Here is a 12,929-nt window from a genome sequence, read left to right on the forward strand (position 1 = left end):
TCCTCTCTATTGATTCTCTTTTCGTTTGCGACTGGTTAGCCACTGGCTTGTTCCGATCAGCAGCAGGGAGATCAGTACGATGGTTGTTGAGATTGCACTACCAAAACCATATCGGTATGTTGTAAAGGTTGAATTGTACATATACGTTGCAAGCAGTTCTGTCGCATGTGCCGGACCACCCTTGGTCATGATGTAGACCAGATCGAAGGATTTCAGACTACCCGAAATACATAGAATAATTGCTACCTGAACCGTACCCCAGATCATGGGCAAAGAGACGGATACCAGCTTCCGGATTCCTGAAGCCCCGTCTATTTTGGCAGCATCATGAATCTCGCCGGGAATATTCTGTAGCGCCGAGATGAAGATAATTAGATACAACCCGACAAAACTCCAGAGCAGCGGCGGTACCAATGAGAAAATTGCAATCTTGTCATCGGACAGCCATTGCAGCTTCCAACTTTCAAGCCCCAGTGCGTCCAGCAGAAAGTTCAATATCCCGATCTGCGGATGATAGATATACTGCCAGATCATACCGATAACGACAGTGGATAACACCATCGGTAGAAATACGGCTGAACGCAGAAACCGCTGTAACGGATTGCTTTTGTGTAATATGACCGCCAGCATCAGCGCTAACGGAATTTGTCCAAATACCGATGCCAACACAAAAATAACGTTATTTTTCAGTGCCCGCCAGAACACAGGATCATGCCAGATCTCAATGTAATTATCCACACCAATATATTTGGATGCGCCAATGCCGGACCAGTTGAAGAAACCGTAGTATGCCGACCACACGACCGGTACAAATACAAACAATGCATAAATGATGACTGCCGGGGCCAGCCCCAGCATAATAAAACGCCGACTGCGCAGTGCGTTCATCTGTTCACTTCCCTTCCATAAATGCCTTTACCGACTTGCAACTGACTATCCCATTCATACTTAAAACCCCTCCCCTGCCGGGAAGGGGTTTTAACGAATGGTTACTGACTAACTGCATTGGCTTGAGCCGCCTGAATTTTGGCCGCAATGTCTTCAGCCTTGCCACCCATAAGCAACTCTTGCAATGCATTATTAATAACCTCAACCGTTGCTGATCCCAGCTTGGAATCGTATACTGGCGTGATCTTCACTTCCTGCATTAAATCATATAATTCTACGAACAATGGATGTGCTTTGGTTTTGTCCAGATCAATCTTGTAACTCACCAATGTGCTGCTATCCAATGTGGCCTTCTGGCCATCTGGTCCTGCCAGCGCGTAGAACAGCTCCATCGCTGCCTCTTTTTGTGCACCGCTCAGCTTTTTACTTACACCCAACCCGGTTCCTACTACACCGGATGTTGTTCTTGGTTCACCCTGACCTCCGTCCACTGGAGGAAGAATCGTAATATGTGTGTTGTTCAACACCTCTTCAGGTGCATTGTTCACCAGATTTGCCAAGGCCCATCCGCCGTTCATGACCATCGCTGCCTTACCTTGGAAATAAAGCTGCATCATCTGTGTCTCATCGATACTGTTGAATCCATCCTGGAATGCCTTGGTGTTGCCAAGCTCCTGCATCTTGTTCAAGGCTTCAATAAATTGCGGATCGGTAAAGCTTGCACCCTCTTGTGCTGTCGCTTTCAGGAACCAGTCTGTGCCGGTAATCCGATCAGCCAGTGTACTGAATATCGTTGATTGAGCTACCCAGTTGGCCTTGTTGCCAAGTGCCATGGGAATGACTTTATTTTGATTAAAAGTAGCAATCGCTTGTTCCAGTTCCGCCCATGTCTCAGGCACTTTTACGTTGTACTGTTTGAACAAAGCTTCATTGTAATAAATGAAGGAACTTGGCGCCAGATTCATCGGCACGGAGTAGATATTCCCGTCTACGGTGTATCCGTCCAATGCATTCGGGATGAAGTTGTCTTTCCACTCCGGCTTTGCGTCCAGCTCTGCATTAATGGGCTGTAACAGATCCCCTTTCACAAATTCCTTTGTCATGGCATCCGGCCACATCACGAACAGGTCTGGCATCTCGTTGGCAGCTGCCACCGTACGAAGCCGGGTTTTGAGACCATCTGTTGGCAGGCCTTCATCCACAACTTCAATATCTGGATGCGCCGCACGAAAATCTTCAATTATTTTGCGCATCGCAACCGCCTTTGCATCCTGTCCGGTCCAGTTGTGCCAGAGAGTGACGGTTACTTTGTCATTGCCACTGCCTCCTTCTGAAGTGTCCCCGCCAGCACAGCCAGCCAGAATAATGGAGAACAACGTTATTGCCAGGAAACCCGAAAGCCATTTTTTCAACATCTCTATAATCCCCCTCGGCGATTTGAATACACTTATTGTAAATGTTAACGCTATCATACCGTAAGGTGACGATCCACGGATGCAGGGGTGAAAAATATCGGTTCCCCTGTTTGGAACTTACTTTGCTGACTTATTGTTCATAACAACTAAAAAGAGCCCTCACAATGAGAGCTCTTTCTTGTTGCAGCCGTCGGTAGCTTCAACCCAGGCTATATATAATGAATAAGTGCTAAATCGTATTAAATATGGATTGCGTATTATTGGATACTGTTTTTCACCAGATCTGCAAAAGCTTCGGACCCTTGCGTAGTGAGATGTACGCCGTCTTTTTCAAAATATTCGTCATGTCCCTCACTTGCACTGTTCCAGTCAATCAACGAGACATTGCTGTATTTGGATGTTGCCTCATTCAAAGCCCTGTTCACCGTTCGTTCCCACGGACGAGGTACACGCACAGTAACCAGATATACGTGATCCTCATCCTTCAGATAATCAAGCACAGCATTCAAGTTTTTGGAGTTAAAGGAACCATTCGTCCCGAGCTCCAGCACCACTTTGCTGCCCATTTGGTTGTTTTGCTTCAGACCTTCCAATACATCACCTGCCTGCCACATCTGACGACCGACATGTCCGTCCACATACACTCCCGATATACTTTGCTCCAGATACGGTTTTGCATCCAAAATCACCGAATCTCCAATGACGGTATAATGAACCTTGCCATCCTGGGCAGGAGGAGCCGTTTCTTCATTGTCCTGAGATGAATCAGGTGCATCATCTGTATGATCCGTATTATCGGATTGATTCGCTCCAGCGTCATCTGGTGTATCATTCTCGTTAGTCACGGAGTCATCAGCCGGCTTATCTTCAGACTGACCGTCCTTGCCAGCATTCACTGCATTGTCTTGGTCGTCAGGTTTTGAGTCTGGAGCAGACTCTCCTGTTGGCTTCTCGTTTTTCCCCGGATCATCTTTCGTCCCTGCTTCCGGTTTATGGGTATGAGCATCGTTCTTTTGACCAGAGCCTGACGTCGCTGTAATAGCTGGCAACACATCCTGTCCCTGTTCCTCCACCACGGAATTCTCTCCATTCAATGTGTTGGACATCGATACCGAATGGGAGTCAGAGTTCGCTGCATGTGAGACCATCATCTGAGATACCGTATAGGACAACAACAGAATCGTCATCAACAGGCCTGCCCGCTTCCACCATACGTTACGTATACCGATCGTTGACCGCCCTCTTCCCCATAATCGGGACCAAGAATCACGGAATCCGTTGTACCGAATCGGATTTTCAATATATTTAAGGGACAATGAGGCCAGTACAACCGTTGCAGCAACCTGTAAAATGATTCGTACAGGATGTGCTCCTCCCGTATCCACCGCGGGATTGGTTAACAGAATGACAGGATAATGCCACAGATATAATCCGTAGGATCGCTCTCCGATCCAGCGTAATGGCTTCGCGCCAATGATACGTGCCAGGAAAGACGATGGGTGAGCCAACACCGCTACCAGCAACGTTGTTGCAATAGCCTGAAGCACCATGCCCCCTTGATACAGAAACGGATCATATTCACTGCTGTTCAACATCATGTAGATTAACAAAGCGAGCGCAGCAAGTCCCGACACATCGAGCACAAGCCTGTTCATGCCAGACAGAGAGTTCGACAGCTTGCGACTAGGCCACACCACGGCAAGAGCAGCACCGGCAAGAAGTGCGAATGCCCGCGTGTCTGTTCCATAATATACACGGCTCGGGTCCAGATCCGGATTATACATGATGGCCATTGCGCCAGCAGACAATTCAGCTGCGACGACAATGAAGACGACCAGCCATCCCTTTCTTTTGAACACTACGATTGCTGCGATCAGTAGAAGAGGCCATATAAGATAAAATTGCTCTTCCACAGCCAGTGACCAGAAATGTCCAAACGGTGATGGAGGGCCAAAACTTTCGAAATAGGAAACGTTGTGAAAGATATACCACCAATTGCTTATGTATAATACACCCGAAACGATATCACCACGAAGCGCAGCAAGCCGGGACGGGTCTGTACAAGCCAACCAGATCATCACCACAGCTGTCATGGTCAGCATGCCTGGAAGCAAACGCCTTACCCGTCTTACCCAGAAATCACCGAGTGAAATGCGTCCATGTTCCTGCCACTGTGACACGAGAATATCTGTAATCAAATATCCCGAGAGAACAAAGAATATACCTACACCGAGCAGTCCGCCCGGAATAAAATCCAAATTCAGATGATACGCGATTACCGCAAGTACAGCGATGGCTCGCAAGCCGTCAAGTCCGTTCATATGTCTCTTACGATTTAACGATTGTGACATGCATGCCCCTCCTTGTTACTGTGAGTCAACAACATCGGTGTTGGGGGCATAAAGGAACTCCTGATCGTTCTGGTTGTCATTAACATACGTATTGCACCTTCCATCTTTCATTTACAACATAAGAAAAGCTTCTGTTTGAAGCACGATCCGATGATGCGACATTCTGTGTGAATTCTATAATCTTAAAGAAGACGAGTTGCCTGTCCATTAAGTTTAATTATTAAAATATTCTTTATATTCATTCGTGAGTTCACGTTTAGCATTATACGCCCGAAATAAGCCTCATACTTTACAGGAATAGTTACAAACGATTAAACCGATGTAACCTTTCCTGCCAGCTCATATAGCTGTAAAATCATACTCTAATTTTGTCGTTAAATATAGTACTTTTCATCGAGTGGCTAAAATTACCTGTCCCGCTTGCGCAAACCAGCATACCCACGCACACATCGATTGAAACAATTGAATTCATAACAAAAGGCTGCCGACTTGCTCAGCAGCCAATATCCATTATAAACCTATGTCAGACCGGATTGAAAGTTTTGCTCATAATTGCTTCTTCTTGCCTAGGACCCTAGAGGTGGAACGGGTGAATCTTTTCTTCTGTCCTCGCATCCATGATCCGGTATGCTGAACGCCCTGTGTACATTGGGATTTGCAACTTCTCCAGATCAACCATTCCATTCTCCAGAAAGTACTTCTGATCCTGATATCGCTGCAATACTTCGCCTGCAATCCATTCATGGTCACCATATGTCGTAATCTCCATAACCTTGCATTCATAAGCAAAATAAGCATCTGTCAAAATGGGTACACTTACCTTGATTCCTTCCTCATACGGAATGCCGAATCTTGTGAATTTATCCGTATCTCTCCCACTGAACGTTCCTGCAGCTTGAATCCACTCCGATCGATGACCTGGCAGGAAATGAACACCGAATACGCCGCTCTTCTCAATGAGTTCATAGGAGTATGTTTCCTTACGAAGGGAGATGCCATATACGCCTGGTGATGATCCGATGTATGTATGCCATCCGGACGCCATCACATTCTGAACTCCCTCATGACGTGAAGTCACCACCGCTACCATTCCAGGATAAGAATAAAATATGGGTTCTTCTATCGGCTGACGCATCTAATCCCCTCTCTTCTTCGTTATAAACACAACTTTAATTATAAAGTAAAAAATCTGGTTGAAAAAGCGTTTTGCAGAGGATTTCGCTATAAGCGACACATTCAGTATCATGTTATACTGAGATGGTCAATTTCTAAAAATACGATACTGGGAATGTGATAGGATATGGTCAAATCAGTCAAATATACCTCCTAAATGAAGGCAATATTCAAATTTAGGAGGTTATAACTTATGTTTAATTCAATCGTGTTAGATCAGTGGGATCGAAAGCCATACTTTGACCACTACTTGAATCAGGTCAGATGTACTTACAGCATAACTGCTAATCTGGATATCACTCTATTGATCAACGAACTGAAGCTTAAAGGATTGAAGTTCTATCCCGCTCTTATTCATATGATCTCTACGGTCGTCAATGCACACAGGGAATTCAGAACCTGTTTTGATGCCGAGGGGATATTGGGCTACTGGGACGAAATGTCTCCGAGTTATACGATTTTTCATGAGGACCACAAGAGTTTCTCAACGATCTGGACGACATTCCATGAAGATTTCGAGACATTCCACATTCGTTATCTGGAAGATATGAAGAATTACAAAGATCACAAACAATTTGTTGCCAAACCCAATGAACCGCCAAATACATTTCCCGTTTCCAGCATTCCCTGGGTGAACTTTACTGGATTTAATCTGAATATTTACAATGAAGGAACCTACTTGTTGCCTATTTTCACGATGGGGAAATATGTTCAACAAAACGATCAAGTATATCTTCCCTTATCCGTTCAGTTACATCACGCCGTGTGCGACGGCTACCATGCTGGCGTTTTATTTAATGAACTGCAATCACTTGCAGATCGATGCCAGGATTGGTGTTAGTTAGCTAAATGACGAAAAGGCATTCCGGACTTCGTAATGGAGTCAGGAGTGCCTTTCTTTTTCTCTTTTTTCAAAAGGTATTTAATTGCACTTACTGTACCCACAGTTGCTGCATGTTTTGCATCCTTCCACATTCATCAGGGATGCCGAGCCACAGGAAGGACATAAATCTCTCGATTCGGTAAAGGTTTTCTGATCCTCCACTGTTGGATACGTGCTCTCCACTTGACTCTGTTCTTGTAATGCTCTAGTTTCGTTCTTCTGCACATTGCTCTGTACATGACTTTCCAATGCTTTGGCGACTGCATCAGCAATCGATTCAACCCGGTTGGCTCCGAAGCCAATCGCTCCCGAACCACCAATTCCCTTGAGATGTTTGATCAACAGTTCAACCTTGTGCCCATGATCTCCGTATCGCAGGAACAGAGAGCATACTCGACCGAGTGCCTCAGCCATGGCAAACACGTCCGATCCCGCTTTGCCCACGTTCAGGAAGATCTCACCCGGCGTTCCCTCCAGATCGTTGATCGTAATGTAAGCCATCCCGAATGGCGTATTGATTTTGTATGTCGCACCGCGCAGTACTTGAGGACGGCTTCTGTATTGCTTATCCAGCACTGTAGCAGAAGAAGGGGCTTGATCAGAAGAAAGAGTCTCAACATCAACCTCGCTACTGAACGCTTCAGCACCTGCCTGCCCTCGTATATTATTCGGGTTATCTATTGCAGATACGTCCGTCTTCTCTTTTGCTTCCGCCGTGTTCTGATCTTCGGAATGGGTCTCTTCCTTCTTCGACGTGGACAACACCTGCACATCCCTGCTGCCGTCGCGATATATCGTTACTCCCTTACAGCCAAGGTCGAAGGCCAGTTCGTACAGCTCAGCCGTATCCTCCACCGTAAAATCAGCCGGACAGTTGGCCGTCTTCGAGATTGAACTATCCACCCATTGCTGAATCGCAGCCTGCACTCGGATGTGATTCTCAGCCGACAGATCCATCGCTGTCACATAATAGTCTGGTAAAGCTTCACCCGGATGTTCATCCAGCCAATCTTGCGCAATGGGTACAAACTGTTCATCATAACCTAGACGGCTTTGACGGAAATACTTGAAGGCGAAATACGGTTCAATCCCTGTTGATGTGCCCACCATCGTACCTGTACTTCCCGTTGGCGCCTGTGTGATCAGTGTGACATTTCGAATGCCCTGTTTCCGAATGGCCTCTCCTACTTCAGGGTATCTCGCAACCATGTTTTTCATGAATCCACTCTGTAAGTACGGTTCAACTTCGAAAGCTGGGAAAGCTCCCTTCTCTGCTGCAATCTCTGCTGATGCCAGATAGGCCTCCTTCGCCATGAATCCATACAGTTTATCGAGAAATTCAAGGGATTCAGGACTGCCGTACCTTATACGCAGCTTAATCATCAGCTCTGCCAGCCCCATCGTGCCAAGCCCCACCCGGCGTTCACGCTGCTGATTCAGTCTGTTTTCCTCAAAATGATATGGTGTTGCATCGATGACATTGTCCAAAAATCTAGCCGAGATGCGAGTGGTTTCCGCCAGTTCATCCCATGCCACATCATGATTCGTCTCATCGTAGAATTTGGACAGATTGATTGCTGACAGATTACATACACCCCAACCAGGCAGGCCTTGTTCCCCGCAAGGATTAGTACAAATGATCGGATTAAAGTACCAGCTGTTGGACATCTGATTGTAGTACTCCATGAATACCACACCAGGCTCTGCTGATTTCCAAGCTGATTCAATAATGGTATGCCAGATTTCGCGAGCCTTCAGCGTACGATAGTGTACTACCGAATGACCTGCGGCTTTCCATTGCTGCATATCCCCGTTCCACTTGGTGTCGTAGTCTGGATCGTTCGTATCAGGGAAAACCAAATCCCAATCTCCGTCCTTCTTGACAGCCTCCATAAATGCGTTGCTCACACATACAGACAGATTGGCATTGGTCACCTGCCCCATCGTTTGTTTCACGGTAATAAAATCAAGCACATCCGGATGCCAGTCATTCATCATCAGCATGAGTGCACCCCGGCGGCTTCCACCCTGTTCAATCAATCCTGTCGTATAACTGAACAATCCGCCCCACGATACGGAACCACTGGATGATCCGTTCACACCTTTCACTACCGCTCGGCGAGGACGCAAAGAAGACAAATTAATGCCCACACCTCCCCCACGTGCCATAATCTCCGTCATCTCGGTCAAAGTCTTCATGATGCCACCCCGACTGTCTTGCGGAGACGGAATGACATAACAATTGAAGAGTGTCAGCTCATCGCTTGCCCCCACGCCCGCAGCAATGCGGCCTCCGGGTACTAACTTCCAATCTTCCAACACGGAGCGGAACTTGGACTCCCACGTTGCCCGCTGATCGGCTGTGGATTCGACAGAAGCCATCGCTTTGGCAAGACGGTCCCACATCTCTTCCGGTGTTTTTTCAATGTTGAGTGTCAATTTCTCCACGTTTGTCTCGATCATCTCTCCGCTTCGAGTTCTTACCTGTACAAGCTGACCCTGACGTTCTATGATTTCGCCCACTTCCTTGGTTGGGAACTTGGGATCATCCTTAGTTAATACGAGTACCACATCTCCGACCTTGGCATGATTCGAGTCAGCATCCTTCCAGGCGTATCGGTCCAGAAATATTTTTTCGCTAAGTCCTTCTAATTGGTACGATCGTTGGTTTGATTTCATCGCTACATTCAACCTCCCCGGTATAAAGCTCCATTTTCACTATAAAAGCAAATTATGATGAAACACCACATATAGTGATATAAAACCAGTATATTACACCATATATTGATTTTCTATATGACTTTTATCACAGACCTTATTTTTTAGACTCTCCTGCTCGGACAAGCTTCTTCACACACCCTTAGACTCACGCATACAAAACCTGTGAATTTTTTGGGACAAAAAAACATGTGCCTTTACTAAATTTCTGGGTTCAATATAAGTTAAACTAATCATTTGCACATCAACGGAGAGGACAGAAAAAACCTGAAAAAGCGAAGCGTTCGCCTAAAAGCTTTCTGAAAGAAAGCTGCATCGAAAGCATACGCTATCACCGGATTTCCCCTCCAGAAAAGGGAATCAAAGAAATCTGGGGATAACAGCGATTGGAAGGTTGTTCTGTCATCGTAGTGTTCGTGCAAATAAACTGTAGTTCAACTTGTATAGTTATGAACTACCTCTCATTCGTCCATACTATTACCTACGAATAAAACGTCATCACGTATGGCAGGGGAGGAAGCACCATGAACCGGAAAAACCCGCACCACACCAATCAACCTGTAGCCGAGCTGCCCGTTCCGTTGGAATTTGATCGAAGCTGGATTAATCAATTGGAATCACGACTGGATAAAGGAGGTCCTTGGGGGGATTATCGACTCTTCCAACTGGGCATTCAAGCCGAAGAAACCAATCTGATTCCCAATTTTGACGAGATCCAATGTCTCAAGCATCTGCAAGGCCTCACTCCACTCCCTCACCAGATGGACACTGCACGCAGAGTATTATTTGAAATGTCAGGCCGGGCCATTCTCGCCGATGAGGTGGGTCTTGGCAAAACCATTGAAGCTGGTCTCATTCTGAAAGAATATATGGTTCGGGGTCTCGTATCCAAGGTACTCATTCTCGTGCCAGCGTCTCTTGTGCTGCAATGGGTACGGGAGTTGAATTCGAAATTTGGCATCCCTGCCATTGCCCAGAAAAAGGCCTATTCCTGGCAGAATGAAGTGGTTGTTGCTTCCATGGATACAGCCAAACGTGACCCGCATAAAGATATGCTGCTGAATACCGATTACGACATGATCATTATTGACGAGGCCCATAAGCTCAAAAACAAGAAAACAACCAACTATCAGTTCATGCTGAAATTGCGCAAAAAGTATTGTCTGCTGCTCACAGCTACACCTGTGCAGAACGATATGAGCGAGTTGTTCAATCTGATCAACCTGCTGAAGCCCGGTCAGCTGGGCCGTCAGGGTGACTTTGCGGCCAACTTTGTTGTAGACAAACGGGTTCCGAAAAATCAGGAACAGCTTAAGAACGAGTTATCCAAAGTCATGATTCGTAACCGCCGCGGCGAAGGCCCCGTTCAATTTACCAAACGGAACGTCTCCAACGTGAATCTGCAACTATCGTCTGAAGAACAAGCGCTTTATGATGGCGTGACTTCCTTTGTTAAAGACCAGTACCAGGAAGCTGGCGGCAATCTGAGCAGCATGCTCTCCCTTGTTACATTGCAGCGTGAAGTGTGCAGCAGTCGAGATGCTGTATTCGTGACGCTGGTGAATCTGTCGAAGAAACTTCCGCTGGACTCGCCCCTTCGGGACAAGATTTGGGAACTCGTTGCCCATATTAAAGCGATCAAGGAGAATACCAAAGCGGAGAAAACGATGGAGCTGGTTCGGAACATGAATGAAAAAGTAATTATCTTCACCGAATACCGGGCCACGCAGGAGTATCTGCTAAACTATTTCCGCAACAATGGGCTTACGGCTGTACCCTACCGGGGTGGCATGAATCGAGGCAAAAAAGACTGGATGATGGATCTCTTCCGCGGGCGTGTGCAGGCCATGATTGCAACCGAAGCGGGTGGCGAAGGCATTAATCTGCAATTTTGCCATCATATGGTCAACTTTGATCTGCCTTGGAACCCTATGCGGGTAGAGCAGCGGATCGGTCGGGTACACCGGCTGGGACAGCAAAATGACGTGAACATCTTCAATTTATCCACGACCGGAACCATAGAGGAACATATTCTGAATCTGCTGCATGAGAAGATCAATATGTTTGAGATGGTGATCGGCGGGCTGGATGTCATTCTGGAACGGCTGGAGAAGAAGGAGTCTATTGAGAAAAGTTTGTACAAAATCATGCTGGAATCACAAACTGATGAGGATATTCGCCGCAAAATGGATTCACTTGGACAATCGCTGAACTCTATTCAACGTGAGGTTTCCGATGAAGGGCCTGCCGTATCCGGGTTGTTAGATCTTCGCAAAGGAGGTAGCTAACTCATGACCATGTCCCCCCATGAAGTGCAGGCTTATGTTCTCACCTATCTGGAAGCACTGGATTGTCAGATTATGGAGCGTTCCCCTGCCCATGTTACAGTCAAACTCTCGCCTGAGGCGGACAAAGCGTTGACCAATCGCCCCTATTATTGGGGGTTCGTGGAACGAACCGGAGCACCCGCTGAGACCATGTCTTTCACATTTATATTCGATCCTGACAGTTATCAGCAGGCCATTGAAGCAGCAGAAGCCAAAGCAGCGCAAACATCACCTCCGGTTGTAACTGACCCTGCGGGTACGAATGGCGTAACCAATGGGAATACCCCAGGTGAGCCACCGAAAGATACCATTCTGGGTCGTTACTTCGGTATTACGCCATCGCTGCCACAGCTGGGGCCAGGTCGAATATTGCGTGAAGAAGTGGTGTATGGCAGTCGCAGGCTCCAACAGATTTTCGGCGCAGCCCGTGAAGGCGGTGCCTTCGTGAACCTGTTCGAACAGGCTCCCAAACGGCAATTACGCGCTACAGCGCCAGCCGTATATGAACCTTGGCTTGGTGTCTGTTTCAAGGTAGAATTCGCCTGTGATTTGAAACGGGAGGAATTGCATTTTCTCGGCATCTCCCTTCGCTCGGGTGAGATTATAGAAAAATTCGGCACTAAGCTTAATCGACGTGATCTCAGTCCAAGGCTCGCAGAGAACATGCATGTGCAGACAGCTAAAGTTTCGTTATCCGATGCCGGAGCTGCTCTGGAATCTCATTTGACGAACCGCTTGTTGGAACTCGATTATAGCTGGGCTGAGAAAGCCCAAGAGCGGCTTGATCTGGAGCTGGACGTGTTGGACACCTACTATGAGGCGGTACTCCGGGAAGATACGCCTGAGGTAGAATTACTAGGTAACATAACCTCAGACATGGAGAAAGTCACTTCTGACCGCACGCCACCTGTACCCCTGAGAAAAGTTCTGGATATACCTAACGCTAAACCCATTGGAGCAGATGTAGAGCTGGCGGCAGAGGCCGCAGTACCGATCGACTCCGAGACAGATGCCGAAGAAGAGAAAGCAAAACAGGCGGTAATCGATCGTGAGGCTATGAAACTGCAGTATGAGACACGCCGGACCGAGATGATCTGGCAATATGAACCCAAAGTGAAAGTGACTGCCATTAGCAGCGGTATGTTTCACTTAAGATAAACGAAAGATAGACGAA

At 46.9% G+C, this 12,929-nt stretch carries 8 protein-coding genes; 3 read left to right on the forward strand and 5 right to left on the reverse strand.

What is annotated here, in order from left to right; all coding sequences use genetic code 11:
- Positions 1–6: 6 nt before the first annotated feature.
- From IFU39_RS10085 to IFU39_RS10100, 4 genes are all read right to left on the reverse strand, one after another.
- Entirely contained in the window at positions 7–888 is an 882-nt protein-coding gene (locus IFU39_RS10085; protein WP_091017467.1) for a carbohydrate ABC transporter permease, read from the reverse strand.
- Positions 889–989: 101 nt separating this feature from the next.
- Positions 990–2,303 carry an extracellular solute-binding protein gene (locus tag IFU39_RS10090; protein WP_091017469.1) on the reverse strand — a complete coding sequence of 438 codons (1,314 nt, stop codon included), beginning with the start codon at positions 2,301–2,303 and terminating at the stop codon, positions 990–992.
- Positions 2,304–2,560: 257 nt separating this feature from the next.
- A complete protein-coding gene (locus tag IFU39_RS10095) occupies positions 2,561–4,654 on the reverse strand; it encodes an acyltransferase family protein (RefSeq protein WP_105598140.1) in 2,094 nt (697 codons plus the stop codon).
- Between the two features lie 574 nt (positions 4,655–5,228).
- Complete coding sequence (locus IFU39_RS10100; protein ID WP_076318443.1) at positions 5,229–5,789, reverse strand: flavin reductase family protein; 561 nt, start codon at positions 5,787–5,789, stop codon at positions 5,229–5,231.
- Positions 5,790–6,020: 231 nt separating this feature from the next.
- Between IFU39_RS10100 and catA the strand changes: the two genes are divergently transcribed.
- A complete protein-coding gene (gene catA / locus IFU39_RS10105) occupies positions 6,021–6,668 on the forward strand; it encodes a type A chloramphenicol O-acetyltransferase (protein WP_105598139.1) in 648 nt (215 codons plus the stop codon).
- A gap of 81 nt (positions 6,669–6,749) precedes the next feature.
- On the opposite strand, the gene IFU39_RS10110 is transcribed toward catA, so the two are convergent.
- Positions 6,750–9,389 (reverse strand): adenosylcobalamin-dependent ribonucleoside-diphosphate reductase, encoded by a 2,640-nt coding sequence (locus IFU39_RS10110; RefSeq protein WP_192132446.1) that lies wholly within the window; start codon positions 9,387–9,389, stop codon positions 6,750–6,752.
- Between the two features lie 563 nt (positions 9,390–9,952).
- Here IFU39_RS10110 and IFU39_RS10115 point away from each other — a divergent pair.
- Both IFU39_RS10115 and IFU39_RS10120 read left to right on the forward strand, forming a co-directional pair.
- Positions 9,953–11,716 (forward strand): DEAD/DEAH box helicase, encoded by a 1,764-nt coding sequence (locus IFU39_RS10115; protein ID WP_149846496.1) that lies wholly within the window; start codon positions 9,953–9,955, stop codon positions 11,714–11,716.
- A 3-nt stretch (positions 11,717–11,719) separates the two neighbouring features.
- Positions 11,720–12,913, forward strand: a complete 1,194-nt coding sequence (locus IFU39_RS10120; RefSeq protein WP_223199909.1) for a YqhG family protein — start codon at positions 11,720–11,722, stop codon at positions 12,911–12,913.
- The last annotated feature ends 16 nt before the right edge of the window (positions 12,914–12,929 follow it).

The sequence above is a fragment of the Paenibacillus sp. CFBP 13594 genome (assembly GCF_014842675.1).
Lineage (GTDB): Bacteria > Bacillota > Bacilli > Paenibacillales > Paenibacillaceae > Paenibacillus > Paenibacillus amylolyticus_B.

Bases quoted from the DNA above. Each gene is read 5' to 3' on its own strand.
- catA (WP_105598139.1), top strand. From the start codon at position 6,021: ATGTTTAATTCAATCGTGTTAGATCAGTGGGATCGAAAGCCATACTTT.
- IFU39_RS10115 (WP_149846496.1), top strand. From the start codon at position 9,953: ATGAACCGGAAAAACCCGCACCACACCAATCAACCTGTAGCCGAGCTG.
- IFU39_RS10110 (WP_192132446.1), bottom strand. From the start codon at position 9,389: ATGAAATCAAACCAACGATCGTACCAATTAGAAGGACTTAGCGAAAAA.
- IFU39_RS10085 (WP_091017467.1), bottom strand. From the start codon at position 888: ATGAACGCACTGCGCAGTCGGCGTTTTATTATGCTGGGGCTGGCCCCG.
- IFU39_RS10095 (WP_105598140.1), bottom strand. From the start codon at position 4,654: ATGTCACAATCGTTAAATCGTAAGAGACATATGAACGGACTTGACGGC.
- IFU39_RS10120 (WP_223199909.1), top strand. From the start codon at position 11,720: ATGACCATGTCCCCCCATGAAGTGCAGGCTTATGTTCTCACCTATCTG.
- IFU39_RS10100 (WP_076318443.1), bottom strand. From the start codon at position 5,789: ATGCGTCAGCCGATAGAAGAACCCATATTTTATTCTTATCCTGGAATG.
- IFU39_RS10090 (WP_091017469.1), bottom strand. From the start codon at position 2,303: ATGTTGAAAAAATGGCTTTCGGGTTTCCTGGCAATAACGTTGTTCTCC.